The sequence below is a fragment of the Chryseomicrobium aureum genome (assembly GCF_043182735.1).
GTDB lineage: Bacteria > Bacillota > Bacilli > Bacillales_A > Planococcaceae > Chryseomicrobium > Chryseomicrobium aureum.
In genome coordinates this window covers 2,466,016-2,490,423 of sequence record NZ_CP171117.1, presented here as the reverse complement: position 1 = coordinate 2,490,423, position 24,408 = coordinate 2,466,016, and the positions used below count along the sequence as shown (strand labels likewise).

At 43.5% G+C, this 24,408-nt stretch carries 28 protein-coding genes and 1 riboswitch; of the genes, 15 read left to right on the top strand and 13 right to left on the bottom strand.

The window, feature by feature from the left end; translation table 11 throughout:
- The first annotated feature begins 48 nt into the window (after positions 1 to 48).
- From ACF3OH_RS13080 to ACF3OH_RS13035, 10 genes are all read left to right on the top strand, one after another.
- Entirely contained in the window at positions 49 to 789 is a 741-nt protein-coding gene (locus ACF3OH_RS13080; protein WP_392455060.1) for a DUF421 domain-containing protein, read from the top strand.
- 117 nt (positions 790 to 906) lie between these two features.
- Positions 907 to 1,599: a response regulator transcription factor gene (locus ACF3OH_RS13075; protein ID WP_204589904.1), complete on the top strand. Its 693-nt coding sequence runs from the start codon at positions 907 to 909 to the stop codon at positions 1,597 to 1,599.
- Positions 1,577 to 1,744 (top strand): hypothetical protein, encoded by a 168-nt coding sequence (locus tag ACF3OH_RS13070; protein WP_204589905.1) that lies wholly within the window; start codon positions 1,577 to 1,579, stop codon positions 1,742 to 1,744. Before ACF3OH_RS13075 ends, ACF3OH_RS13070 begins: the two co-directional genes overlap by 23 nt.
- On the top strand, positions 1,741 to 3,864 hold the full coding sequence (locus tag ACF3OH_RS13065) for a histidine kinase dimerization/phospho-acceptor domain-containing protein (protein ID WP_392455057.1): 2,124 nt from the start codon (positions 1,741 to 1,743) through the stop codon (positions 3,862 to 3,864). The genes ACF3OH_RS13070 and ACF3OH_RS13065 overlap by 4 nt, the downstream gene beginning before the upstream one ends.
- A gap of 2 nt (positions 3,865 to 3,866) precedes the next feature.
- Positions 3,867 to 4,343: a DUF4825 domain-containing protein gene (locus tag ACF3OH_RS13060; protein ID WP_392455055.1), complete on the top strand. Its 477-nt coding sequence runs from the start codon at positions 3,867 to 3,869 to the stop codon at positions 4,341 to 4,343.
- 32 nt (positions 4,344 to 4,375) lie between these two features.
- Entirely contained in the window at positions 4,376 to 4,747 is a 372-nt protein-coding gene (locus ACF3OH_RS13055) for a DUF2750 domain-containing protein (protein WP_392455053.1), read from the top strand.
- 4 nt (positions 4,748 to 4,751) lie between these two features.
- Positions 4,752 to 5,120 carry an MmcQ/YjbR family DNA-binding protein gene (locus tag ACF3OH_RS13050; protein WP_392455051.1) on the top strand — a complete coding sequence of 123 codons (369 nt, stop codon included), beginning with the start codon at positions 4,752 to 4,754 and terminating at the stop codon, positions 5,118 to 5,120.
- Positions 5,121 to 5,233: 113 nt separating this feature from the next.
- Positions 5,234 to 5,686, top strand: coding sequence for a MarR family winged helix-turn-helix transcriptional regulator (locus tag ACF3OH_RS13045; protein WP_392455049.1), 453 nt, complete (start codon positions 5,234 to 5,236; stop codon positions 5,684 to 5,686).
- 18 nt (positions 5,687 to 5,704) lie between these two features.
- Entirely contained in the window at positions 5,705 to 6,235 is a 531-nt protein-coding gene (locus tag ACF3OH_RS13040; RefSeq protein ID WP_392455048.1) for a GNAT family N-acetyltransferase, read from the top strand.
- Entirely contained in the window at positions 6,235 to 6,855 is a 621-nt protein-coding gene (locus ACF3OH_RS13035) for an FMN-binding negative transcriptional regulator (protein ID WP_392455046.1), read from the top strand. Before ACF3OH_RS13040 ends, ACF3OH_RS13035 begins: the two co-directional genes overlap by 1 nt.
- 583 nt (positions 6,856 to 7,438) lie before the next feature.
- On the opposite strand, the gene ACF3OH_RS13030 is transcribed toward ACF3OH_RS13035, so the two are convergent.
- From ACF3OH_RS13030 to ACF3OH_RS13020, 3 genes are read right to left on the bottom strand one after another with little or no spacing between them, the layout of a single operon-like run.
- Positions 7,439 to 8,251, bottom strand: coding sequence for an aldo/keto reductase (locus ACF3OH_RS13030; RefSeq protein WP_392455045.1), 813 nt, complete (start codon positions 8,249 to 8,251; stop codon positions 7,439 to 7,441).
- Between the two features lie 60 nt (positions 8,252 to 8,311).
- Positions 8,312 to 9,106, bottom strand: a complete 795-nt coding sequence (locus tag ACF3OH_RS13025) for an ABC transporter permease subunit (protein ID WP_204589914.1) — start codon at positions 9,104 to 9,106, stop codon at positions 8,312 to 8,314.
- Entirely contained in the window at positions 9,103 to 9,984 is an 882-nt protein-coding gene (locus ACF3OH_RS13020; RefSeq protein WP_392455044.1) for an ABC transporter ATP-binding protein, read from the bottom strand. Before ACF3OH_RS13020 ends, ACF3OH_RS13025 begins: the two co-directional genes overlap by 4 nt.
- A 122-nt stretch (positions 9,985 to 10,106) precedes the next feature.
- Here ACF3OH_RS13020 and ACF3OH_RS13015 point away from each other — a divergent pair, with 122 nt between their 5' ends.
- Positions 10,107 to 10,688 (top strand): TetR/AcrR family transcriptional regulator, encoded by a 582-nt coding sequence (locus ACF3OH_RS13015; RefSeq protein ID WP_392455043.1) that lies wholly within the window; start codon positions 10,107 to 10,109, stop codon positions 10,686 to 10,688.
- 18 nt (positions 10,689 to 10,706) lie between these two features.
- On the opposite strand, the gene ACF3OH_RS13010 is transcribed toward ACF3OH_RS13015, so the two are convergent.
- From ACF3OH_RS13010 to ACF3OH_RS12985, 6 genes are all read right to left on the bottom strand, one after another.
- The gene (locus tag ACF3OH_RS13010) at positions 10,707 to 12,149 is read right to left on the bottom strand and encodes a hypothetical protein (protein ID WP_204589916.1); all 1,443 of its coding nucleotides are present in this window, start codon (positions 12,147 to 12,149) and stop codon (positions 10,707 to 10,709) included.
- A gap of 63 nt (positions 12,150 to 12,212) precedes the next feature.
- Positions 12,213 to 12,848: a response regulator transcription factor gene (locus tag ACF3OH_RS13005; protein WP_204589917.1), complete on the bottom strand. Its 636-nt coding sequence runs from the start codon at positions 12,846 to 12,848 to the stop codon at positions 12,213 to 12,215.
- Positions 12,845 to 13,864 carry a sensor histidine kinase gene (locus tag ACF3OH_RS13000; protein ID WP_392455041.1) on the bottom strand — a complete coding sequence of 340 codons (1,020 nt, stop codon included), beginning with the start codon at positions 13,862 to 13,864 and terminating at the stop codon, positions 12,845 to 12,847. Before ACF3OH_RS13000 ends, ACF3OH_RS13005 begins: the two co-directional genes overlap by 4 nt.
- Positions 13,861 to 14,559: a cell wall-active antibiotics response protein LiaF gene (liaF, locus tag ACF3OH_RS12995; protein WP_204589919.1), complete on the bottom strand. Its 699-nt coding sequence runs from the start codon at positions 14,557 to 14,559 to the stop codon at positions 13,861 to 13,863. The genes ACF3OH_RS13000 and liaF overlap by 4 nt, the downstream gene beginning before the upstream one ends.
- Before the next feature lie 50 nt (positions 14,560 to 14,609).
- Complete coding sequence (locus ACF3OH_RS12990) at positions 14,610 to 15,275, bottom strand: PspA/IM30 family protein (protein WP_204589920.1); 666 nt, start codon at positions 15,273 to 15,275, stop codon at positions 14,610 to 14,612.
- A 12-nt stretch (positions 15,276 to 15,287) separates the two neighbouring features.
- Positions 15,288 to 15,629 (bottom strand): ABC transporter permease, encoded by a 342-nt coding sequence (locus ACF3OH_RS12985; RefSeq protein ID WP_204589921.1) that lies wholly within the window; start codon positions 15,627 to 15,629, stop codon positions 15,288 to 15,290.
- 220 nt (positions 15,630 to 15,849) lie between these two features.
- On the opposite strand from ACF3OH_RS12985, the gene ACF3OH_RS12980 reads away from it, so the two are divergent.
- From ACF3OH_RS12980 to ACF3OH_RS12965, 4 genes are all read left to right on the top strand, one after another.
- A complete protein-coding gene (locus ACF3OH_RS12980; RefSeq protein WP_204589922.1) occupies positions 15,850 to 16,461 on the top strand; it encodes a DedA family protein in 612 nt (203 codons plus the stop codon).
- A 9-nt stretch (positions 16,462 to 16,470) separates the two neighbouring features.
- Complete coding sequence (locus tag ACF3OH_RS12975) at positions 16,471 to 17,298, top strand: undecaprenyl-diphosphate phosphatase (protein ID WP_392455038.1); 828 nt, start codon at positions 16,471 to 16,473, stop codon at positions 17,296 to 17,298.
- Between the two features lie 286 nt (positions 17,299 to 17,584).
- Positions 17,585 to 17,769: riboswitch (cobalamin riboswitch) on the top strand.
- Between the two features lie 128 nt (positions 17,770 to 17,897).
- Positions 17,898 to 20,114, top strand: a complete 2,217-nt coding sequence (locus ACF3OH_RS12970; RefSeq protein ID WP_392455037.1) for a ribonucleoside-diphosphate reductase subunit alpha — start codon at positions 17,898 to 17,900, stop codon at positions 20,112 to 20,114.
- A 13-nt stretch (positions 20,115 to 20,127) separates the two neighbouring features.
- Positions 20,128 to 21,165, top strand: a complete 1,038-nt coding sequence (locus ACF3OH_RS12965; RefSeq protein ID WP_392455035.1) for a ribonucleotide-diphosphate reductase subunit beta — start codon at positions 20,128 to 20,130, stop codon at positions 21,163 to 21,165.
- A 37-nt stretch (positions 21,166 to 21,202) separates the two neighbouring features.
- Here ACF3OH_RS12965 and ACF3OH_RS12960 read toward each other — a convergent pair whose 3' ends face one another.
- The 4 genes from ACF3OH_RS12960 to ACF3OH_RS12945 all read right to left on the bottom strand — a co-directional run bounded on the left by ACF3OH_RS12960 (position 21,203) and on the right by ACF3OH_RS12945 (position 24,372).
- Complete coding sequence (locus ACF3OH_RS12960; RefSeq protein ID WP_392455034.1) at positions 21,203 to 21,856, bottom strand: hypothetical protein; 654 nt, start codon at positions 21,854 to 21,856, stop codon at positions 21,203 to 21,205.
- 52 nt (positions 21,857 to 21,908) lie between these two features.
- Positions 21,909 to 22,781, bottom strand: a complete 873-nt coding sequence (locus ACF3OH_RS12955; protein WP_392455032.1) for a hypothetical protein — start codon at positions 22,779 to 22,781, stop codon at positions 21,909 to 21,911.
- A 118-nt stretch (positions 22,782 to 22,899) separates the two neighbouring features.
- Positions 22,900 to 23,370, bottom strand: coding sequence for an RNA polymerase sigma factor (locus ACF3OH_RS12950; RefSeq protein WP_392455031.1), 471 nt, complete (start codon positions 23,368 to 23,370; stop codon positions 22,900 to 22,902).
- A gap of 99 nt (positions 23,371 to 23,469) precedes the next feature.
- Positions 23,470 to 24,372 carry a DMT family transporter gene (locus ACF3OH_RS12945; protein ID WP_204589929.1) on the bottom strand — a complete coding sequence of 301 codons (903 nt, stop codon included), beginning with the start codon at positions 24,370 to 24,372 and terminating at the stop codon, positions 23,470 to 23,472.
- Positions 24,373 to 24,408 lie beyond the last annotated feature (36 nt).

Below are 24,408 nucleotides of genomic sequence, written 5' to 3'. Positions count from 1 at the left end.
TCTAACGCCTACTACTTCCGCTCATACTATCCACAAGAGGTGATCCCCATGTGGACCGAAGACATCAACGCACTTGAAATGATCCCCATGTGGACCGAAGACATCAACGCACTTGAAATGATCCTAAGAACTACCGTAACGTTTATAGCTCTACTTCTACTCACCCACTTTCTAGGAAAAGAACAACTTAGCCAGCTCACTATGTTCAACTATATTACCGGCATCACCATCGGATCCATTGCTGCCGATTTGGCCGGGCAAGCAGAGACACCATTCATCGACGGTATGATTTCACGCATCATCTGGACGCTGCTCACACTTCTCGTTAGTTGGATCTCTTTAAAATCCATGCGTGCAAAAACCTTACTAAATGATGAACCATCCGTTGTCATTCGAAAAGGAAAAATTCTGCATCGTGAACTGAAAGCCAGTCGTCTTCCGGTAGAAGATTTGAAGATGCTGCTCCGCCTTCAAGGAATTTTCTCCATAACAGAAGTCGAGCACGCCATCCTTGAAACAAATGGAGAACTGAGTGTTTACAAAAAATCGGCGAACCAACCCGCCACCAAAAAGGATATGCAGTTGCCGACGAAACCGACATATTATATTCCCACTCAACTCATCACGGACGGGGTGATCATTGAACGTAATTTAGTGGAACTTGGTCTTTCGAAAGGCTGGCTTTTGAAGGAACTCAAAAAAGCGGGGTACCAAGAACCCGATCAAATATTCTATGCGGAACTTCAAGAGAACGGTAAACTCTATATCGACAGTGGCAATGACGAGTAATCTCTTCGCAAACGCGAGGGGATTTTTTGATTTCTTAAGAATTTCTTCAGAAATCTCCCCCTTACTTGTTAAGAATTGAGAGGTACAATAGAAATAGATGGAAGGAGGCGGTCGAACATGACACCATTTACAGTACTCGTCACAGATGATGACCAAGAAATTCGAGATGGGATTGAAATCTATTTAAAAAATGAAGGGTACCAGGTGCTAAAGGCCGCTAACGGACTAGAAGCACTTGCACTATTAGAACAGCAGGAAGTTCACTTGATGATTATGGATATTATGATGCCTCAGATGGACGGAATCCAAGCGACATTTAAAGCGCGGGAAACACAAAACATCCCCATCATCATGCTCTCTGCAAAATCAGAGGATACCGATAAGATTCACGGCTTATCCGTTGGTGCAGACGATTACGTAACAAAGCCATTCCACCCGATGGAGCTCGTTGCTCGCGTGAAATCACAGCTACGTCGGTACACAAAGCTGGGGACCTATGAAGGTTTGCAGTCGGTAATTGAGAAAGATGGTTTAGTGTTAAACCAAGAGTCGAAAGAGGTTACGCTCGAGGGAGAACCCCTAAAGTTGACACCAACGGAGTTCAAAATCACGGAGCTGTTCATGCGTAACCAAGGGCGTGTGTTCTCGATTCCGGAAATCTATGAACGTGTGTGGCAAGAGCCTGCGTACAATGCAGAGAACATTGTGGCGGTACATATTCGAAAGATACGTGAAAAAATGGAAGCGGATCCGAAAAATCCGCGCTATATAAAGGTGGTGTGGGGCGTTGGCTACAAGATGGACAAGTAAATGGGAGACGATTCTTTCGGTGGTTGTCATGTTAATCGGCCTCGCCACCATTGGCTATTGTGCGTACTGCTTCACTCAAGCGGCGGAGACATCGAGCTGGCTTGCTCAGTTGAAGCGTTTTATTGATCGAGGGGGATTAGGATGAAGACAAATAAACAAAGGGCCAAGTGGGGCTTGTTAGGTTTACTCGCTTTTTTAGTCTTACTAGCAATACACTCTTGGTCAGGATTCTCAAGAGAACTGATTGGTCAAGAGTTTAGAGACACTATGCAATTTGACCATACTGTTTACTATGAAATAATCGAAGAACTTCCTGGAATGATGGTGGAACCTGTTACAAAGGAAGAATTGATAGAAGGCTATCGTGTAACGGAAAGCACAATTGAAGAGTATCGCTATCGCTTTGGAGATTTACAAACACAACTTGACTCGATTCGCAGTCAATACGAACCTGCTGAAGGTGAGGAGTTGAGCGAAGACCTTCAAGAAGAACGTGATCAAAAGTTAGCAGACATTCGACGAAACTTTGAAGATGATGCATATGTAGAAGAAAAGTTGCTTGCAGAATGGGAGCGTAAAGTCGATTCCTATATCGTGGCGCAACAGAAACAAAGAAATCAATTTAGTATTAATTATCCTGGTATTGGTTATTTATTGACCAACACAGCCACGGGTGAAACCTTTGAAAAAGAGGCTGGAGTGGCAGATGCTTATGCAGTGGATTACGGTTCAAATAGTCGTTGGTTACAAGCGAGTCGACTCGAGCCAACTAATGACGAAGGATATGAAATCCAAGGAGAGTTGGATGAGTTCATGGCCAGCTATAGTGGTACTGTATTTATTCCAAGTTCCTATATTGGGCCCGCGCTCGAAGAGTATAAAAACCGGCAAATTGTGTTTTGGGTCCTTACATTAGCAGGGGTTGCAGCGGTAATGGCTGGAGTGATTTTATGGAGAAGGTGGAAAGGTATCCTGCTGAACAGTGATATACTAGTGCCAATTAACAGACAGCCACATGAGTTACGCTTGTTAATTGGTGGAGTACTACTATTTATGGCGTATTTCATGACCGCTGAAATCACAAGAGGCATGTTTTACTATTATGGATTTGATGACTTTACATTTTTTACAGCTTTTTTTGCAGTAGGGATAACTACAATTTTTTTACTTTACTTAATAAGCTTAGTAACTACATTAAACTTGTACTCGTATGAAACTTCTTTAGCGAAAAGAGTGGTTGAAGGCTTAAAAGGTTTATTCCTAAACCGAAGTCTTGCTTGGCAAGCCATCATTATCTTGGTCATTGTCTTCTTCTGGGGATTTGGAACAGTATTGTCTGGTATAGTCGGCGGAATGATTCTCGTATGGATTCCTGCTACGGTATTCATCGGGATTCCAGCTCTTTACTTCCTATTTAGTCGGATTGCGTACTTGAATCGGACAATGGCGCAGACGGCCCGATTAAGCGATGGTGTGGTGAATGAGCCATTTGAAATCAAGGGGCGTTCCCGATTAACAGAGCATGCAAAAGTGCTGAATGGCTTGCGCGACCAACTAGTGACGTCACAGTCGTCTCAAGTGAAGAGCGAACGATTAAAGTCCGAGCTGATTACAAACGTGAGTCATGATTTACGTACACCATTGACTTCTATCATTACGTATACAGATTTACTGAAGAATCCAGAGTTAACTGCTGAACAGCGTGAGCAGTATGTAGGTGTTCTGGAACGGAAATCCGCGCGTTTAAAAACATTAATTGAAGATCTATTCGATGTGTCGAAAATGGCTTCCGGCAATATCGAATTGCACAAAACAAAAGTCGATGTCGCTTCCTTACTGCAGCAAGCCATTGCAGAGCAACAGGAAGCACTGGATAAACAGAATTTAGATGTGCGTGTCAGCATCGCTTCTCAGCCGGTACATGCATATATGGATGGACAGAAAGTATGGCGTGTGTTTGATAATTTACTTCTAAACATTAGTAAATATTCGATGCCTGGAACGCGTGTATACGTGGCGTTACAAGAAACACCAACGCATGCAGTCGTGACTTTCAAAAATGTTTCGCAATATGAGCTAGGGGACGATACGGCGGAACTAACAGAACGGTTTAAACGAGGGGATCAAGCGCGTCACACAGAAGGATCTGGTTTAGGTCTTGCTATTGCGCAATCGATTGTGACGTTGCATAACGGTGAGTTTGATCTGAGCTTGGACGGAGATTTGTTCAAAGTGACGATTCTGCTTCCTAAAGGGGCGATGTAGGTATGAAGAGAGTGCTGATAGTGCTAATGTCAGTAGTACTACTAGCTGGATGTGCCAATGAAAGTGCTGGGGAAACGAAGGTGGAACTGTTTGACTATGAGGGCTCCTATGTAGGATCTCCAATGTCGACAACCAATATTTTAAAGCTTCTACCGGACTATGGCCTCGAGTGGAAACAAATGGCCCTAGAAACAAAGAAAGAACCTTATGGCATTGAGCTCTATTACGAGAAAGCAGAACCGGAAATTGCGAGGGAAGCGGCTCGAACTTACAGCCTGCACTTGCTACGATTGATTACGAATGCTGACTTCGTAACACTACATGCAGGAACTACTTCCTATACGTATACACGTGAACAATGGGAATCGTGGCTCGGGCTTCCTCTTGAACGCTACGCATCAGAAAAGGAACTGAAGCAAGCGGTTCAAATGAAAGTGGAGCAAGATCCGGGCAGAGAAGGTCTCAACGAAACCTCATAATGTGGTACGATGGGGAAAAGGAGGCGGTTCGGATGAAAAAAGAATTGCATGAACTGACACGTCTACCAGCAGATACGCGGTACGAGGTCTTTTTACACACAGTAGTAGAGAACAAAGAAGTGTGGGGACTGTTCCAAGAAGGCTGGGCAACAGCTGAAGATACAAAAGGTGCTCAACGTATTTTCTTCTGGCCTTCAGAAGAATTTGCCAAGCACCAAGCGGCAAAAGAATGGCCCGGGTTCACACCTAAACCGATTGCGCTGGATGATTTTATAGAAGCGTGGCTACCAGGTCTTGAAAAGGACGAGATTCAAATTTCAGTGTTCTCAACTGCAAAAGATGAAATTTTGGTTGAGGCAGAGACGTTGCTTGAGGATTTGGAAGATCTAGAAAGCGAGGCGTAATCAGATGCTGAACGATAACGAAGCTCTCCATGCGTTCTTTCTATCCTTACCAGGGACTACTCATGATTACAAAGAAGAGTGGACCGCTGACCGCTATATGATTGGTGACAAGATGTACGCGATGCTTGGCGGAGACAAGGAAGGGAAAGCGATTCTTACTGTCAAAGCGGAACCTTCGTATGCAGAAGAACTTCGCACAGAGTATGCAGCAATTGTTCCTGGCTACTACATGAACAAAACACACTGGAACTCGATCTATCGTGACGCAGGATTACCAGATGAATTGATTGCAAAGTTAATCCGACATTCGTATGAACAGGTTTTGGAAAAGCTTCCGAAGCGCACGCAACGTGAAATTTTAGGCGATTATTAAACTCAACCCCCTTTCTCTTTTCGAGAGGGGGATTTATTTTATAAAAGTTTTGTTGCATTTGCAATAAAATGCATTTACAGTGAATAGAACGACTAGTAAATAGGGGTGGCAAGGTGGCAGAGATTTTAAGAGAGATTGGAATGATTGCGAGGGCCCTCGATTCCATCAGTAATAGCGAGTTTAAAGAGTTTGAATTAGCAAAAGGCCATTATTTGTACTTAGTCCGAATCTGCGAACAGCCAGGAATTATTCAAGAGAAGGTGGCCGAACAAATCAAAGTGGATCGCACTACGGCAGCAAGAGCTATTCAGAAGTTGGAACAAAATGGACTGATTGAAAAACGACTTGAACCGTCGAATCGTAAAAATAAATATTTATATCCGACTGCAAAAGGTTTACAGATATATCCTCAGATTTTAAAAGAACATAGACACTCAGAGAATGTTGCGCTAAATGAATTAACTGAACGTGAAGCCGAGCTATTAGAACAATTGTTGGTTCGAGTAAGGCAGAATATTGAGAAAGACTGGGAAGCCGTAAAAAAAGGACAGAAACGAATCTATTGAGAAGGGTGGAAGGAAAAGATGACAGTGACACTACGAAAATGCAGTATAGAAGACATTGAAACGATTCAACAGATAGGCCGCCAAACCTACTTTGAAACATTTGTTGCTTACAACACGGAAGAAAACATGAATGATTATTTGCAAAAGGCATTTGCAGATTCAAAACTTCATAAAGAACTAAAGAACCCTGACTCAGAATTTTATGTGGCAGAAAAAGACGGGAAAGTCGCCGCTTATTTAAAAATCAACCAGTCGGGCGCACAAACTGAACCTATGGATTCTGATCATCTAGAAATTGAAAGAATCTATGTATTGAAGGAATTCCAGAAGCTCGGATTAGGAAAATTACTTTATGATAAAGCGCTTGAAAGAGCGAAGGAACTTGCGAAATCTAAAATCTGGTTGGGTGTCTGGGAAAATAATCACAATGCGCTCGCCTTTTATTCAAAGATTGGATTTGAGCGAATTGGACAGCACTCCTTCTTCATGGGAGACGATGAACAAATTGACTACATCTTACTCAAAGTAGTGAAAGAAGAGGTGTATTGATGTATATCCCTAAACGATTCAACGTAAAAGATCCCGAAGAAATCTTTTCTTTTTTGAGGACGCACAGTTTTGCCACACTCATCACAACTAAGGATGGACGACCCGTAGCAACCCATATTCCTGTAATCGTGCATCAAGAAGGTGGGAACTTGCTAATCAGTGGGCATGTCGCTTATGGAAATTCACAATGGCGGACGTGGGAAGAGATAGAAGAAGCATTGCTTATCTTTCAAGGACCACACTCCTATATTTCATCCTCTTGGTATGCTGAAGAACAAGTCCCAACCTGGAACTATCAAGCAGTACATATCTACGGGGCCATTCGTGAACAGACAGATGAAGAGTTGCGAGCAGATTTGAAACAATTGATGTTTACATATGAACAACAGCGAGAAAACCCTGTCTTGTGGGAGACCGTAACACCGGAACTTCTTGAGCGTGAAATCAAAGGAATCGTAGGGTTTGTAATGGAAGCAAGCCAAGTACAAGCTGCCTACAAGATGAGTCAAAATCGAAAAGATCACGACTACGCGAACATCATCGAGCAATTAAAGGAAGAACCCGATGCTGGGTCTCACCAAGTTGCTAGTGAGATGGAGCGACTGCGAGAAAAAGATTAACAGTATTAGAAGGTGAATGCTGCTTTCTGGAAACCAATCCTTTTTAGTGTCAGTCAAATTTTCTAATTTAGAAAGAAGGAGCACCTACGCGTTGGCGTAGGTGCTTTTGGCATTTAGAGGGAGTTCCCGGGCTTGGTACTGGGTTTCGATAGATTCTGTGCGACTTTTTTACGTTACACTTTTGAGTTTCTGGAAAGATAAGAGAAATAGAGGTCCGTTCGTCGCTAGAATTGCGGTTTGCGTCGCTGGATTTTCATGACTCGTCGCTGGATTCGTAACTTTCGTCGCTCACGGGGACTAGGTTCGCTCGTGCATCGCTGGAATTGAGATTTGCGTCGCTGAAATCGGCGCATTCGTCGCTCAAAGTAGGATTTGCGTCGCTGGAAACACGATACGAGGTCCGTTCGTCGCTAGAATTGCGGTTTGCGTCGCTGGATTTTCATGACTCGTCGCTGGATTCGTAACTTTCGTCGCTGGAAACACGATGGCGATTCTGAACAGGTGATGCCTGTAGCCTGTTTAAAATGAATTACAAAACCCCCAAATCTATGCAAGATTCGGGGATTCATTTCTATACATTTACTTAAAAATCAATTTCGTCTGGATCTGGACCTAAACGAACATCTGTTGCAATGGCATCAATTGCTGCCATGTCGTCTGCAGAAAGCTCGAAGTCAAATACAGCTAAGTTTTCGTGGATACGAGCAGGTGTCACAGATTTCGGTAAAGCGATGTGACCATGCTGCAAGTGCCAGCGAAGAACCACTTGAGAAGGGGCTTTGCCGTGTTTTTCTGCAAGCTCTTCAAATAGTGGAAAGTCTAAAAACTTCCCTTGCATCAATGGACTCCATGCTTCCACATGAATTCCTGCCTCTTGTAGAGACGTCACAAACGCACGCTGTGGGTTTTGTGGATGCAGTTCGATTTGATTGACCATAGGTTTCATCAGTCCAGCTTCTTCTAATTGATCCAAGTGATGTTGCTTGAAGTTTGAAACACCAATCGACTTGATTTTGCCTTCTTCATAGAGGTCAACAAGTGCAGCCCATGCTTCAACGATGCCATCTACTGGCCAGTGCAATAAGCAAAGGTCCATATAGTCCGTCTGCAGACGCTCAAGGGATTCAGCGAATGCTTCTTTTGTGCGACGTGCACGGATATCGTCGTTCCAAATCTTACTCGTCAAGAAGATTTCTTCACGGGCAACGCCAGAAGCTGCAATTCCTTTAGCAACGCCTTCTTCATTTTTATAAACAGCTGCTGTATCAATGTGACGGTAGCCTGCACGCAACGCTTCTTCTACAGCTGCCGGTGCTTCTGTGTCATTGTCGACACGCCAGACGCCAAACCCGATTTGGGGAATCTTTGTACCATTGCTTAATGTAACAAAATCCATGAAAACCTCTCCTTTCGGTTCGGTCTTCATTTTACCACTAGTATTTCGATTATCAAAACATTAAAGCGTGAGGTTGCGACGTTTAAAAGTAAACAATGAAAGACTAAAAAATATACCTGCAACTAACACTAATAAGCCACTGTGCCATATCCAATCGGGTTGGTCTTTAAGAATGCCGTTCGCATCAAACAATGTAAATAAAGAGAGAATCTTCAACCATTCCAAGTCGCTACTCAAGCCACTCATAATAACGGAGATGACCATGAACCCGAATACACCAGCCCCGAGCATATACGATTTTCCGCTTTCATTGAACAATGTTGCGAAGAACAGGGCGATCGCTCCGAGTGCTAAAAGTAAAGTAAAGCTATTGATGAGAAGCGCGAGTACATAGGAGTAGTTCAGATCTAAATTCCAAAGAATATCTGCTAGAAATAAGAATGCTCCGTTTAAACCTGCTACAAGTAACGATGCACTGACTAAAATGCCTCCTACAGCTACTACGTACGTGTTTCGAGATATAGGGGCACTCAAATACAACATGAGTTCACCGGAGTCAATTGGACGCGCTAAAAGACGAGAGGCCATCGTTAGTGCAAAGAGTAACGCAACAATTTGAAAAATAAGCCCGTAGTAGTTACCGGATAAAATGTTCAGGACACTATCCATCATCGTGGCAGGATCATATTGAAAGATATCGAGCAACTCTTTCGGGAGTGAATCAATCTTAGCGTCAATCAAGCCAGTTTCCGCGATAGAAGGATAAATCGCTGCAATCATAAAAATGTAAAGGCTTGTCCCAATACTATAGCCTAGAATCCAACCAAGGTTGTCTTTCACAAGTGCGCGAATCATACGGACTCCTCCTCTGCATAATAATGGATGAAGACAGTTTCAAGGTCCGCTGGTGCTGAACGGAACGAGATGACTCGGTAAGTAGCAAGAGATTGAAGTAAGGTGTTCAATTCATCTGTCGTAGAAACCGAAACGTCGACTCGAGTTCCCATAGATTTTCCGTGCATCGCCTCAGAGAACTGTTGGGCAGACTGAGTATTCTCAAACTCAATGTGAAACAGTTTTCTGCTAGAAGCAATTAGGCCATCGATTGAATCCGACACGACAATCCGCCCATTGCGAATCAAAGCGGCATGATCACATGTCTTTTCCATCTCAGGAAAGTGGTGAGAACTCATCAAAATCGCTTTGCCGGCCTCTTTCTCGCGGAGTACAAGTTCTAAAAATCGTTCTTGCATGAGTGGGTCGAGTCCACTGGTCGGTTCATCCAACAAGTAAACAGGTGCATCTTTCATAAAGCAGCGAATGATTGCGAGCTTTTGCTTCATACCTTTAGACATCTTACGTACTTTAACTTTTGTATCAAGCGGAAAAAGTGCGAGTAATTCGTTTTCACGTTCCGGAGATGTACGATCCATTCGGCGTGTAAGCGTCAAGATGTCGTCACCCGTCAAATCAGCAGGAAAGCTGATTTCACCCGGAAGGTAGCCGACGAGTTTTTTCACGTTCGGGGAAGAAGACCAACAATCGTAGCCACCAATCGTTGCTTTTCCAGAATCGGGTTGCAGAAGACCCATGAGATGGCGAATAGCTGTCGATTTTCCAGCACCATTTGGTCCGATAAAGCCAAATACGGTTCCAGGTTCAACAGTAAACGACACATCGAATACGCCTCTGTCCTTTGCAAATTTCTTGGTGAGTCCATGAAGCTCAATCATTCAAATCACCCCTTAAAGTTTTGAAATATAATAAGCTTATTGATTACAAAACAAGTATACAGCAGACATTTTGAAATGTAAATGATATATTGAATACAAAACTAAACGGGGAGGTTCGGTTTGTGGACGGGTATAAGCAACGGACAACGAAGAAGAAGCAGGCCATTCTTCTTGCGACTGAACAATTACTTATAGAAAAACAATCTTCAGTTACTATACAAGATATTGCGAAACAAGCTGGAGTATCTCCTGTTTCGATTTATAACTATTTTGGTTCAAAGGAACAAGTCATCTTGCGTGCTATTGAAGATATGGTAGACCGCCAGCTGAAGCGCGTAGAAGCAGCATTCGAAGACCAAGATCCTTTTGCCAAAGTCCTTGAAGATTTGCTGACACTTAAGATTCAATCTGCACAGATGTTGGATGCCACGTTGATTGAACAAATCATCCACGCCCCTGAATTTCAACTTTGGGCGAAACAGGGGATGGCCGCATTTGAAAACTTGGTGCAATACGGGAAAGAACAAGGCGCTATATCACAACAGCTTTCTACAGAGCGATTCATGCGTTATGCCCAAGTTATGCAAGACGCCATCATGGCAGATATTTTAAAAGAAAGTAGACCATTAGAAGAAGCGATGCAGGACTACTTCGAATTCTTTTTATATGGTTTAGTGCAACGCGAAGACCCCTCTACGAAATAAATTCGTAAAGGGGTTTTCTTAAAATTGACTCCGTCGATAGCGACGGTATTTTTTCTTAATAGTTGTAGCAATAGTCGTCACGATTAATAGGAATGAGAGAGCGATTCCCGAGAGTGCAACTACTAGTGCGACCCACTCGAAGAAGGAATACCCAGGTGCTTTGCCCCAATCCGTAAATCCTTTCCAATCTTCAATGACGAGATTCATTCCGTAAATCCCAGAGACTACAGTAAACGTTGTGAGCATAAATAGTAAAAAGTTTTGTTGTTTGTCTGCTTGGTTTTCTTGCGTTCGGTAAAGCTCTTGTAATGTATCCCGTACTTCTTGGAATGTTTCGTCAAGGTGAAAGACGTCGACAAATGTCTTTGCGTGTTCCTTCCCAGTAGTACGGACGGATACTTCTCCAAAATAGTAGCGAGCGGAAAATTTAGAAATCATCTCAATCAACTCTTCCACATACGCCTCGTCCTTCTTCCAGCTGACGTTACTATGTTCGAAAGAAAGACGAAGTAACATGATACGGTAGAAGTAATGTAAGAGCAAATTGTAATAATGTGTACTCATAAACTGACGTAATTCATCCTGCATATCAGATGGATCACATACGGTGACTGTCGAGTGCGTGTACTCGGAAGTGACCGTATAGGTAAAGGGCGCAGATCGGTCATTTGCATGGCGCTTTAGGTAACGTTCTACATAATTAGGGGATGTGCTAGAAATGAAAGGCTCGCCTTTTAGGTTAATGCCGTCTAATTGCCCTAAACGATAGATCTGATCATTCGTTAGTTGTTGTCCAGATTTCGCAAAGATGAAGGCCGAACTATACATTCGTTCATCTTCAAAATATGGCAGTGTGCCAAAATAGCCTGGTAAGCGGTGTTCTCGTAAAATAAACGGATGCAAACAAGGAATCATATGTTGAAAAATATAGTCATTTGTCGAATTGAATGTGCGTTCTGCAGCACGTATAATAGCCCCTTTTTCTTCATCAAGTTTTGCTTCAACTACACGGAAATGATGAATGAAATTTAGCATATGATGCAAAGCCATCTCATTGTTTACTTCTAATCGAATTGTTAAAAGACCGATACCAAATGGGCACAGGGTAATGTCTAAACTATGTAATTGGAAAGGTGTAGTAGACCCATCAACCAAGAGTTCTCCGTGCTCTTCAAAAGAGCGGGAAAAGCGACTAAAGCTATTGTCGTGTGGAGAGGAAGGGAACAACTTGTCTTCGACGAATGGAAAAAAGAATTGTTCGAGCTCTGCATGGCGAACCGCGATATCAGGTCCATAGAAGGCATCTTCCAATTCCGTTTTATTCAAGCAAAAGAATGTATAGTCCTCTCGCTCCAATTCATCAATCAGCTCTTGGCGTTTTTTCTCATGAAACGCAAAAGGGAATAGAAAATTCACATACCCATGTTCAATGTCTAATGGTGTAATTTCCACAGGTTTCATAAGACTACCTCCAATTCGTCAAGTCTTTCCTCACTTTTCCACTCTTCCGTCAAACGTAAACGTCTAACTACGAGAAATGAGCTGATGTTCATAGGCATAAATAACAGCTTGTGTCCGGTCTTGTACATCGAGTTTTGATAAAATGTTGCTCACATGTGTCTTGGCTGTTTTGAGTGTGATATAGGCTTGATCGGCGATTTCTTGATTGCTTAAGCCTTTTGCCATGAACAGTAAGATCTCCATTTCACGCTCGGTTAGGGAGTCGTGTAACGCATGTTGAGGAGAGCGCATACGTTGCATCATTTTTGTCGTCACTTCTGGTTCTAACACCGCTTGACCTATATAAGTCTTTCGAATGGCTTCTGCGATATGAGAAGCTTTTGAGGTTTTTAAAAGATAACTGACAGCACCCGCTTCAAGAGCAGCGTACACTTTGTCGTCATCAATGAAACTGGTCACCATCATGATGCGAGCTTCCGGCCAAGCTTTCACAATTTCAGCAGTCGCTTCTGCACCCGTTAGAATGGGCATCACCATATCCATCAAAATCACATCAGGTTTATGTTCAAGAGCCAAAGACACGGCTTCTTGACCATTAGAGGCTTCTGCTACAACATCCATATCGGGTTGCGCTTGAAGATACGCAGCGACACCGATACGGACCATTTCATGATCGTCTGCGAGCAATATTCGAATCATTGGATTTCCTCCTGACGTTTTGGTACTTGAACTTCAACAAATGTTCCTTGGTTTGGGACAGAGACGACTTTTGCTGTAGCACCCATCTCTACTGCACGTTCATACACATTTCCTAATCCATATGCACCTGGTTTTAACTGCGTGGAATGAAAACCGACTCCATTGTCTTGTACCCGGAAAATCACGAGTTGGGGTTGATCCATCAAGCGAATCTCCATCTCTGTTGCTTGCGCGTGACGCAGTGTGTTAGACAAAGTCTCTTGCGCAATACGAAATAAATGGTCTTCAGAAGCTTTGGTTAACTTCACAGGGTCTAACTTCCATTTCAGTTGAAGCTGCACTTTTTGTTGGAGTTCTTCTAAAAGTTCCTCCAGGCCTTCTGCTAGCGTCCGGTCATGCAATCCTGCAGGACGTAAGTGAAGCAAAAGGGCACGCATTTCGAGTTGCGCTTGGTGGATAGCCCGCTCCAATTGTTCCATACTGCGCTTCGGCGGATTTTCGAGTTCCACCATACTAGAAGCGAGCATCGATGCACCAAACAGCTGTTGAGAAACCGAGTCATGTAATTCACGAGCTAAGCGTTGGCGCTCTTCTACCACTCGCTCTTGAATGAGCTTCGCTTGCGAATCTGCTTTTTGCTCGGAAATTCGTGTGAGTGTCTTTCGTTGTGTGGCCAGAAGATGAGAGGTTTTTTCAAACGCCTCGTTTAGACGTTTACTAAAGTTTGGTTGTAAACGTTTCGGGAATCCATCTCCTTCATAAAGAGAAACAAGTCCTGTTTGAACAGATCGATCCAAACTCCGCGTGCTTTGGCGAGCGAGTAAATAGGATAAAAAGCTGAATGCAAAAATTGAAAAACTCAGCCAAAACGCGAGTGGCAGGTCTGCAAATGTGATGTCATAGAGTGGAGCCCATGTTTCAAAAGTAGGCGTTCCCCACAGAACGACAAATAAACTGACGAGGAGAAGGTGCCAAAGCAGTGCAAAGCCAAGGAACAGCGTTGTAAACTGTCTCATTTGCGCAGCACCTCCAAATCCCCAAGCCAGCTAGCTACAGTAATTATCAGTTCAGGTGAATCCGCGTCTGTCGAACTGCGGTCTTCTTTATAAAAACTCTGATTCCAAAGTCGTGTTACGGGTTCATCGAATACACAGACTTCCCCAATGATAGTTGAGTAGTAAACTCGGACGTTCACGCCATATGGGACAAGGATAGTCGTCTTGCCGACTACTTTTCGAATCGATATAAAACAAGTATCTTTTGGCAAGATTGTGTTCGTAAGATCTAAATCATATTCTCCAAACACGCTTTGGATATGCACATCTTTCCATGCGTATGGTTCGGAAGAGGTGACTTGAGTTGAAAACATACGTTGTTGTAAAACAGGTGAATCCGCTGTCGTATCTGAAAAGTGAAGTTGTTCCCAAGTCGGAATTGGTTCCTTTTTCCAGACTTTATAAAGGATATAGAGAACAATTCCAAAGAGTAGTAAGCGCGTGGTGACCATCGAGAATACCGAGATAAACAATAACACGAGACCGATCCAAAACAATACGCGATTGTCTCTGCGTAATCCCATGTAAATCAGCACACACCCAATGATGACGACCACGATTGAGCCGTTTTCAAACAGCAATGTCTCGGCTGCAAGTAATGTGAGGAAGCCGATTAGAATAAGCGAGTACTGGTTGGTCTGGTTGTCTTTCGTCATTTGTGTTCCCCCTCTCGTTGGAAAAAACAGAGGGGAGTTCCCTCTGCTTTCTATTCTACACGTGATTGTTCATTTGTCTCTTGCTTTTTTGATAGGTTCTCCAGGCGTTCTTCTAAAGTCGAAGCTGGTGTTGTCTCCTCAGCAGGTTCTTGCGCTTTCGGTGATTCAAAATAACGCTCCATTTCTTCGTGAGAAGCAAGTGGGCGAGCGTGCAATGATTCCTCAATCACTTGATCCATGTCCCGGTGTGCTTTTGCAACATTTTCCGTGCTCATCAGTTGTAGTTGACGCACTTTCATATTTTTCACTTTATGCTTCATTTCCTCATGCTTGCGTTCTAGAATAATTAATTCATCCGTCGCGCGTTGAATGCTAGATGTTAGCACGTGGATACGGTTTTCATACGTGTCTACTTCCATTTTCGCAAAGTCAATCAAGTCCTGCTCATTTGTAAGAAGAGCCAGTTCATATTGTTCTTGGCGTTTCGTCAACAAATCTTGTGCCTGCTTTTGTTCTTCTTCCAGTTTTGCTTTTAAGTGAGCTTGTCGGTCGACCCATCGTTTGGTCTGTTCTGTACGTTTTTCTGCCTCCCGTACATAGACGTTTAAGGCCTGAATAGGGTTGTCACGTCGCTCCTGCTCAGTTTTCGGTCTGTCGAAAAGTTGGCGTACATCGTGTTCAAAGGTTTCAGCTAGTCGAGTAAAAATGTTTGTCATGGAAGTTCCTCCTTAGTTTTTGTTGATTGTTTTCCATTCACGTTCAAAGTTTTCAAATGGATCGTTTGAGCTGCGTGTAAGTGGTGCGTCACTGCATTTGCGGATCGCATACCAGACAAGTGCTAGTGCTGCGATGCCGATGAAAGCTGGGATGTTTGAAACAGCTGTCAGTAATCCGACGATTCCAACAGTTGCCCAAAAGACCTTACCAAGCGTGGAATGACTTTGAAGGAAGTAGTGAAGTCCTCCGATAACGAGTAGTGCGGAAAAGGCAAGTCCGATCAGCGAGCCTAAGTTGGCTAACACGACGATTGCGCCAGTGATGCCGAGTAAAACGTATAGAAATTTTTTCATCATGTTTCCCTCCTTGTTTGTATAGTCTAAGTATAGAAGGGTTTTTCGTTTGACCAAACGGGCGCTAAGCCGATTTTCCTATCGGTCTTAAGATGTAGAGGCACTACACCTTGTCATCTGCTATACTATTTCGGGGAACCTTTATATATAGGAGACGTTTCATGTATTGTGAATTCGGGAACAGACTCGAAGGTCAAGTACAAAGTAAAGGCGGCTTATTATGGAGCAATGGATTACCGATTGGCTCAGTGAGTTTGGTTACTGGGGCGTTTTTCTCTTAATCATGATTGAAAATGTATTTCCACCGATTCCTTCCGAGATCATTTTGACGCTTGGTGGGTTCATGACAACGACGACATCAATGACAATTGTCGGTGTGATTACAGTGGCTACGCTTGGTTCTGTAGCGGGTGCTGTAATTTTATACTTCATCGGACTGCAGTTAGATGTCGAGCGACTTGAGAAAATCGTTGAAAAACATGGTCGTTGGTTACGTGTCACGAAAGAAGATATTCACCGGGCAGAAGCCTGGTTTGACCGCATTGGCCCGTGGGCTGTATTTTTTGGTCGTTTGGTTCCACTTGTGCGCAGTTTAATTTCGATTCCTGCGGGGATGTCGAATATGCGATTTAGTGTGTTTTTACTTTTCACAACGCTGGGGACTGTGATTTGGAATACGATTCTCGTGTCCGTAGGTGCGGCACTCGGGGAAAATTGGCATACGCTCGTCGGCTATTTTGATATTTATTCGAATGTTATCTACGTAGTCCTAGTTTTGGTAGCCATTGCTTGGTTTATTTGGTTTATAAATAAGAAAAAGAAACATTCATAAGGAGATCTCATGGAAATTATTGAATTATTAAAAGCATTATTACTTGGTTTTGTGGAAGGGATGACGGAGTTTGCACCGGTATCTTCTACGGGTCACATGATTATCGTGGATGATTTGTGGCTGCAGACGAAAGAGTTTTTAGGGCAGAGTTCAGCGAATACATTTAAAGTCGTCATTCAGCTCGGCTCGATTTTAGCGGTTGTGTTTATTTTCTGGAAGCGTCTTTTAAGTCTTGTGGGTCTACATAAGATGGAAGGCACAGCTCCAGGGCATCGCTTCAACATTGCGCACGTGTTGGTGGGGATTTTACCAGCAGGTGTCTTAGGGTTGTTGTTCGAAGATATTATCGATTCGTATTTATTCACGATTGAATGGGTAATCGTCAGCTTATTTGTCGGAGCCATCTTCATGATTATTGCGGACAAGTTCGGACCGAAAAACCCAAGTATTACAACTTTGGATGACATGACATACGGCAAAGCATTGAAAGTCGGTTTGATTCAGTGTTTATCGTTGTGGCCAGGATTCTCGCGCTCAGGCGCAACGATTTCAGGGGGAGTTTTACTTGGTCTTGACCACAAGACGGCAGCGGACTTTACATTCATCATGGCGGTACCGATCATGTTCGGTGCTAGTGCGGTATCGTTGATTTCGAACATGGAAGAAATCAATATGAGCCACATGGGCTTTTATGCCGTTGGATTTGTCAGTGCATTTGTGTTCGCATTAATTTCTATCAAGTTTTTCTTGAAGTTAATCGCGCGCGTGAAACTGACACCGTTTGCGATTTATCGTATGGTACTTGCAACGGTTCTAGCCTTCATCGTATTTTTATAAGATCTGATTGGCCCGCTCCTATTTGAAGGAGCGGGTTTTTGTTTGGGGTGGGGTTAGGCGTGGAATTAGTTTCCATAATATCAGTATCTGGTGAACGGAAGGAATTAGAAGTCGAAACTCGCCAAACAACCCTCGAATCTCCCGACACAATTGCCAAAACGCCCGACACAATTGCCGAACTCCCATCCAAATCCCGAATCTCATACTTTCGACCTTATTTCCCAAATGTCAAGACTTCCTTTCTCCAAATATCTATGGTTTAATAAACACAAGTACACAACATTTAGTGATGAAGCGAGTTACAGGTACCATATCTATGGTTTAATAGGGAATCCAGTGAAAAACTGGAGCTGTCCCCGCAACTGTAAGTGCGGACGACTGCCAACACAAGCCACTGCGTGAGAACGTGGGAAGGCACGGCAGAAGGAAGATGCACAAGCCAGTAGACCTGCCTGTTCTCGCATGAGCTTCACCTTCTTCGGGGATTGAGAAGGGAACGCGAGACGCCTTTAGGCATACGCGTTTTTTTGTCGTTTATAGCGACGGTTTCCCTGAAAAGGAGAGCCGTCGCTTTTTTGTGTCAAAAAGGAGGAATTCCGATGACGACGCATACCCTCTTCCGCAGCGAAGAACGACTCAAGCAGCTGTTTACTGCTGAACAATTAGACGAATTTTGGCGTCTCTCAAAACGCTGGAAAATTCGTCACCCGCAAGGCGCGGAGGACGCATGGCTACACGCTATGAGTCTAGAAGCATTAAATTTACTTGATGAACAACACCCGTACTACACATTTGTCGCCGCTACACTCTATGAAGAACAACTCTATACGCAAGTTGCTACTAAACGAAATGTAGCTGTAGAAGACGTTCATACCGTGTTTGGCAAAGAAGCAAACCGACTTGCTGCACGCGGACTCTATCAAGCAGAAGTGATTACGAGTTACAGTCAACAAGAACTGACCGAGATGAGTAGCTGGCTCGACCGATCGCGTAATCAGTTATTCACCTATATTGGTTTGAAAACACTCGTTGACCGCTACGTGACTCGAGACTTTAACCGGGAAATCGTAGAACTTCCACAAGAGCGATGGCTTATGATTGCGATGACACTTCATCGTCAGGAAAAAACCAATCGGTTACAAAAAGTGAAAGACGCCTATTGGGCACTTAGCAATCTCTACATGACAGTGGCAACTCCTACATTAGCTAACGCCGGGAAACCGAATGGACAACTCTCTAGTTGTTTCATCGATACAGTCGACGATAGCCTGCAAGGGATTTATGACAGTAACACCGACGTTGCGAATCTTTCCAAATATGGTGGAGGTATAGGTGTATACATGGGGAAAGTTCGGAGTCGAGGGTCAAGCATCCGCGGATTCAAAAATGCTTCAAGCGGTGTCGTTCCTTGGATCAAACAACTGAACAACACAGCAGTCAGTGTGGACCAACTCGGGCAGCGGCAAGGTGCAATTGCTGTGTACCTCGACATTTGGCACAAAGATATTCTGGCATTTCTGGATTTACGTCTAAACAATGGGGATGAACGGCTGCGTGCGCATGACATTTTTACAGGTGTTTGCTTGCCAGACTTATTCATGGAGAAAGTAGAGGCGCGTGAGGAATGGTACTTGTTCGACCCTCATGAAGTACGCACACTTATGGGCTTCTCTTTAGAAGACTGCTATGACGAGCAGGAAGGACGCGGAACATTCCGTACGCGATACCAGCAATGTGTGGAAAATGAAGCACTTTCGAAAGATACGATTCCAGCCATTGATATTATGAAGCGTATCATGAAAAGTCAGTTAGAGACCGGCGTGCCATTTCATTTTTACCGAGACGAGGTCAATCGACAAAACCCGAATGCCCATGAAGGCATGATTTACTCCAGTAATTTATGCACGGAAATTATGCAAAACATGTCGGCGACGAAGTTTGAGTCGACGACCATTGAAGACGACATCATTGTTACAAAACGTCACCCAGGGGACTTTGTCGTTTGTAACCTGTCCTCTATTCATTTAGCTCGCGCGGTGGAAGACGGTGTACTCGAACGGTTAATTCCTATACAAGTTCGTATGCTAGATAACGTCATCGAGCTTAATGACCTCCCGATTCCACAAGCCAAGCGTACAAACCTTCGTTACAGGGGAATCGGACTTGGTACATTTGGCTGGCATCATCTCCTTGCGAAAAAAGCGATTCGATGGGAGTCGAAAGAAGCGGTAGAACTGGCGGATGAACTTTATGAAGAAATTGCCTTCCTGACAATTCAAGCGTCAGCCGACCTTGCACAAGAAAGAGGGAGCTATCCGCTCTTCACAGGCTCTGATTGGGAACAGGGGACGTACTTTACAAAGCGTGGCTACACGTCCGGGCGTTGGAGACAATTGAAAAAGCAGGTTGGAGAGACGGGCATTCGAAACGGATACTTGATGGCTGTAGCTCCGAATTCATCGACTGCAATCATTGCGGGAACGACAGCAAGTATTGACCCGATTTTCCAGAAGCGCTACTCAGAAGAAAAGAAAGACTACAAGATTCCCGTAACAGCGCCAGAGCTCAATGAAGAAACGACATGGTATTACAAGTCGGCGTACTATATCGATCAACACTGGACGATTCGACAAAATGCAGCACGACAGAAACATATCGATCAAAGTATATCTTTAAACTTCTATGTACAAAACACGATACAGGCAAAAGAGTTACTCGCACTCCACTTAGAAGCCTGGAAACAAAAAATGAAATCTACGTACTATGTTCGATCAACATCCATAGAATTGATTGACTGCGATTCGTGTTCAAGTTAAGGGGGAGACAAAGTTGGAACTAAAACAACGTATACTACTAGACGAACAAGCACCTAACCGCTCGACTGGAATCGTGAACGGCGAATCCTCGAACATATTAAACTGGGATGACGTCCGTTTTCGCTGGGCGTATCCAAAATATAAGAAAATGCTCGGGAACTTTTGGACGCCTTTCGAAATCAATATGAGCCAAGACATCCGACAGTTTCCAGAGTTGTCTGCAGATGAACGAGAATCCTTTTTAAAAATCATCGGGCTTTTAGCACTTCTCGATAGTGTCCAAACAGACTTCGCAGGAAAAGTGGCTGACTACCTCACAGATTCAAGTTTGTCCGCACTGATGATCATCTTGGGGCAGCAGGAAGTAATTCATAATCATTCCTATTCATATGTACTCTCAAGTCTCGTCAGCGAGTCGGAGCAAAAGCGTGTATTTGACTACTGGCGAACAGAAGACAGTTTGAAGGAACGCAATCGATTCGTAGTTGAAGGGTATCAATCGTTTGCGGAAAGTCCAACTGTGGAGGGTCTTTTAGATGCTGTCATTTATGATGTAATCCTAGAAGGGTTGTTCTTCTATTCGGGCTTTGCGTATTTCTATCATCTGGCACGTCATCAAAAGATGGTCGCAACAAGTACAATGATCAATTACATCAACCGAGATGAACAGCTTCACGTCGACTTGTTCGTTAAAATCTATCAGTCGTTATTGGAAGAACACCCATATCTCGATACACCAGAACAGCGAGCCAAAGTCACGGCAACGTTCAAACAAGCAGCAGAACTTGAAATTGACTGGGCATATGAAGTAATCGGGAATAAGATTGAAGGTTTAGAAGTAGACGATGTGGAAGAGTACATTCGTTTTATGGCCAATATCCGATGTAACCAACTAGGTGCTGAGAAGCCATATCCGGAAGTACGTCAAAATCCGATTCGATGGATCAAAGCGTACGAGGAAGTCGATCAAGGAAAGACAGATTTCTTTGAGCAGAAGTCGAGACAATATGTAAAAGTAAATGTTGTTGATAATGGATTTGATGAATTATAAGAAAGAGCCTTTGTTCAGTAGTGAACAAGGGCTCTCTTTATTCGGTCTCGCGCATATCTTCCATCTGAAATGAAGATATCATAGCCTGTAAGCGCGGCGCATAGTTTTCTTCGGCACCTTCTGGGTAGCGGAGCGTTAAAAGAAAAGTAACATCTTGCATAGGATTCATCAAAAGATAGACATCGAGTTCTTCTGTCTCTGAAGAACCTTCTAAATGAAGTGCGCCGAGTGGGTCAGTGACTTCTACAGGAGCTTTCACACTGAAGTCTTGGCGATATTGTTCGGCTCTAGTTCGCGCCACTTGTTGCGGTGTTTGATCAGGTACACTTTCAATTGTCAGCGTGATCAATGGGCTTTCTTTGGCTGTGATCGTTTGAGAGAGACCATCTTCTACTGTGAAGAGAGACTCGTCTACATAGATAACGTACGTATTCAGTTCATCTGAAAAACGTGTCATCTCGACAGTTTGTTGCACACCCTCAATTTCTAATGCGATTTCTTTTGTTTCTGGATGATTGGATACCTCAGGAAGTGAAGCGATCGGCTGTTCTGTAGGTTCAAGGTTTTCATCGATTTGTTGCTCATCGACTAAGTCACCTTCTTTACCAGGGAAGAGGCCAGAAGAAAGAAAATAAATGAGCGCAATCATAGCGATTCCGAGAATAGCAGCGTACCCTATTGATTTTCGCATAATCCGATGCCTCCTTTTTCACTTTCTATTCCCTCAATCAAAAAATTTACACTCAATCGAGTACTTGCAATGTTTTTAGCATAGAAAAGAAACGGGCACCGTGGCCTTCTTGTGCTTCTAAAAATACGGTTTGAGTTACTACAATTGTAGATTCATCATGTTGTTGGTCGAGTACATAGATAGTAGTGACTTCACTAGAAGGGGAGTCGCCTTCACGCGCATGAAGCTTATAACCCACTACTGGTTCTGTTACAAGTTCAGAGTCAATTGTGGCGCCTGAATACTTTTCTTCTAAAAGAGCCGCTTTCTCAGAAGCTAGTTCTGTAGGCTTTTTCCCAGGAATTGTATCAATTTGTAGCTTCACCTCCGGATAAGCAGTGCCTAATGAATTACGCGCCACAATAGAAGCTGAAGATTCATCTGTAGTGTTGGAGTCGAAACGAGAATCAAAGGAAATCTCATAAAGCTCTTCATCTGCGTATAGAACATAAGCAAAATTCCCAGGCACGACGCGGCTCATAGCAATCATTTCTTCTGTGCCTTCAATTTGAAGCGGGACCTCTTTCGTTTCTGGGAAACGCGCATCTATCTTGGTTAATTCCTGTTCCACAAATCCAGGCTCACCTCTTGTCAGCTGATCATCTCCAGCAGTAGTAGTCGAATCTGAATTAGACGTACTGGGTATCTCTGGAGAGGGGGGTTGTGAAGTCATTTCTGGTGATTGATTGTTTATAGAAAAATAAATGAGAGTCCCAAGTACTACTACCATTGTAGCTACAGCACCTATCCAGGAACGCTGCATCATCAATCGCCTCCTTTCTTTTCGTAAATCTCGATCCATTTCCCCATTAATTCGCTCCCAAACATCTTCAATATCCTTCTGTTCTGTAGAAAGTTTCTTTAATTCGTTCTCCCATTTCTCCATTTAAACACCCTCCCCGTAACTCGTACGCATTAGCTCCCGGGCTTTTGCGAGACGAGATTTTAATGTATTGACATTCACGGATAAAAAGTTTCTTTAATTCGTTCTCCCATTTCTCCATTTAAACACCCTCCCCGTAACTCGTACGCATTAGCTCCCGGGCTTTTGCGAGACGAGATTTTAATGTATTGACATTCACGGATAAAAAGTCGGCAATTTCGTATTCTTTCCAACCATCCATATATTTGAGAAGGAAGGGTACACGATAGGTTTCTGGTAATTTTGAAACAGCATCCATCACATCACTAAACGGTTCTCTAGAAGGAGTGGATTGTTCGATTTCGAGTCCGTTTGAAGGAAAACTTCGTGCTTCTTTTTTCTGTAGACGTCGACATTCATTGATAAGTATTCGATACAACCAAGGCTTCACAGGTTGGTTGGAATCGTATGTGCTCGAAAATCGGTAAACGCGAAGAAACGTTTCCTGCAAAGCATCTTTTGCTAGTTCACGGCGTCCCGTAATAGCAAGAGCCATCCGATAAAGGTCAGGGGCAAAGTCTGTATACAGTTGTTGGAATTGTGACCGGTCCATACAAGTCCTCCTTCGTGTTACACCTATACTACCCGAGACAACTGGAAAAAGTTGATGAGAAATGAAATAAAATAAAAAAACCACCGCACAGGGTGGTTTTTAAGAACGATTAACCGTATAAATTCCGAAAGCTACGAACACCAGAGCTAACAAAATTGGCAATGTGAATGTCTCACCAGGGAGCAATAGAACAGACAAACCGACGCCACTTACAGGAACAAAAAACTTATAGATCCCGACGTGACTTGCTTTATGATACTGCAAAATTGCAAACCATAGAGCGAATGCAATCGCGGACAAAGCTACCATGTAGAGAAGTAAACCTATAGCTAAAGGTGTCCATGTAAGCGAGGCTGTATCGGCAAATGGAAAAGCGGTTATGAGAAGTAAAATCGCACCAAGTGTAAGTTGCCAGCCGGATAACGTGAACGGATGAATGCCTTTCCCCATTTCTTTCGCCATAATCGTTCCTACCGCACTCGTAAATGCAGAGAGAAGTAAAAAGCCTTCCCCCAGAAATTCAAAGCTTCCATCAAACGATTGGCCCCAGTTGGCGAAAAAGATTCCTGTAAATCCGGCAGCAAGACCTAACCATTTCTGCCACCCGAGTCGATCATTCGCATAGATAAAATGAGCAAGCAAGATTGTGAAGAACGTATTGCTCGAGATGATAATAGACGCCTGAACCCCTGATGTGTTCGAAACTCCAACGTAAAAAAACAAATACTGAAGAGTCGTCTGAACGATTCCGAAAATCAGCAAGATGCCGTATTGTCTACGCGTTAGTTTTAATGCACTTCGCTTGATTAGTAGTAAACCACCAAGGACTAGTAGACCTGCAAATAAAAAGCGGAGTCCAGCAAGCCACATCTGTTCCGCGATTCCAGTACTTGGGATGCCGAGTTCACTATACGATAATTTTAATGCAGGGAACGCGCTTCCCCATAATAAGGCACAAAAAATCGCAATGACGACCATGACCCATTTCTTTTGTAAATTCATATGTACCCGACCTTTCCTGTACGAATTGTAGCAGGC

What these genes read in the sequence shown, in the direction of transcription:
- ACF3OH_RS12980 (WP_204589922.1), top strand. Translation starts at nt 15,850, where the DNA reads ATGGAGCAATGGATTACCGATTGGCTCAGTGAGTTTGGTTACTGGGGC.
- ACF3OH_RS13040 (WP_392455048.1), top strand. Translation starts at nt 5,705, where the DNA reads ATGACAGTGACACTACGAAAATGCAGTATAGAAGACATTGAAACGATT.
- ACF3OH_RS12955 (WP_392455032.1), bottom strand. Translation starts at nt 22,781, where the DNA reads ATGGAGAAATGGGAGAACGAATTAAAGAAACTTTCTACAGAACAGAAG.
- ACF3OH_RS13005 (WP_204589917.1), bottom strand. Translation starts at nt 12,848, where the DNA reads ATGATTCGAATATTGCTCGCAGACGATCATGAAATGGTCCGTATCGGT.
- ACF3OH_RS12990 (WP_204589920.1), bottom strand. Translation starts at nt 15,275, where the DNA reads ATGACAAACATTTTTACTCGACTAGCTGAAACCTTTGAACACGATGTA.
- ACF3OH_RS13030 (WP_392455045.1), bottom strand. Translation starts at nt 8,251, where the DNA reads ATGGATTTTGTTACATTAAGCAATGGTACAAAGATTCCCCAAATCGGG.
- ACF3OH_RS13050 (WP_392455051.1), top strand. Translation starts at nt 4,752, where the DNA reads ATGCTGAACGATAACGAAGCTCTCCATGCGTTCTTTCTATCCTTACCA.
- ACF3OH_RS13075 (WP_204589904.1), top strand. Translation starts at nt 907, where the DNA reads ATGACACCATTTACAGTACTCGTCACAGATGATGACCAAGAAATTCGA.
- ACF3OH_RS12945 (WP_204589929.1), bottom strand. Translation starts at nt 24,372, where the DNA reads ATGAATTTACAAAAGAAATGGGTCATGGTCGTCATTGCGATTTTTTGT.
- ACF3OH_RS13020 (WP_392455044.1), bottom strand. Translation starts at nt 9,984, where the DNA reads ATGATTGAGCTTCATGGACTCACCAAGAAATTTGCAAAGGACAGAGGC.
- ACF3OH_RS13025 (WP_204589914.1), bottom strand. Translation starts at nt 9,106, where the DNA reads ATGATTCGCGCACTTGTGAAAGACAACCTTGGTTGGATTCTAGGCTAT.
- ACF3OH_RS12950 (WP_392455031.1), bottom strand. Translation starts at nt 23,370, where the DNA reads ATGGACCGGTCACAATTCCAACAACTGTATACAGACTTTGCCCCTGAC.
- ACF3OH_RS12970 (WP_392455037.1), top strand. Translation starts at nt 17,898, where the DNA reads ATGACGACGCATACCCTCTTCCGCAGCGAAGAACGACTCAAGCAGCTG.
- ACF3OH_RS13010 (WP_204589916.1), bottom strand. Translation starts at nt 12,149, where the DNA reads ATGAAACCTGTGGAAATTACACCATTAGACATTGAACATGGGTATGTG.
- liaF (WP_204589919.1), bottom strand. Translation starts at nt 14,559, where the DNA reads ATGACGAAAGACAACCAGACCAACCAGTACTCGCTTATTCTAATCGGC.
- ACF3OH_RS13000 (WP_392455041.1), bottom strand. Translation starts at nt 13,864, where the DNA reads ATGAGACAGTTTACAACGCTGTTCCTTGGCTTTGCACTGCTTTGGCAC.
- ACF3OH_RS12975 (WP_392455038.1), top strand. Translation starts at nt 16,471, where the DNA reads ATGGAAATTATTGAATTATTAAAAGCATTATTACTTGGTTTTGTGGAA.
- ACF3OH_RS13035 (WP_392455046.1), top strand. Translation starts at nt 6,235, where the DNA reads ATGTATATCCCTAAACGATTCAACGTAAAAGATCCCGAAGAAATCTTT.
- ACF3OH_RS12960 (WP_392455034.1), bottom strand. Translation starts at nt 21,856, where the DNA reads ATGCGAAAATCAATAGGGTACGCTGCTATTCTCGGAATCGCTATGATT.
- ACF3OH_RS13080 (WP_392455060.1), top strand. Translation starts at nt 49, where the DNA reads ATGTGGACCGAAGACATCAACGCACTTGAAATGATCCCCATGTGGACC.
- ACF3OH_RS13065 (WP_392455057.1), top strand. Translation starts at nt 1,741, where the DNA reads ATGAAGACAAATAAACAAAGGGCCAAGTGGGGCTTGTTAGGTTTACTC.
- ACF3OH_RS12985 (WP_204589921.1), bottom strand. Translation starts at nt 15,629, where the DNA reads ATGAAAAAATTTCTATACGTTTTACTCGGCATCACTGGCGCAATCGTC.
- ACF3OH_RS13055 (WP_392455053.1), top strand. Translation starts at nt 4,376, where the DNA reads ATGAAAAAAGAATTGCATGAACTGACACGTCTACCAGCAGATACGCGG.
- ACF3OH_RS13060 (WP_392455055.1), top strand. Translation starts at nt 3,867, where the DNA reads ATGAAGAGAGTGCTGATAGTGCTAATGTCAGTAGTACTACTAGCTGGA.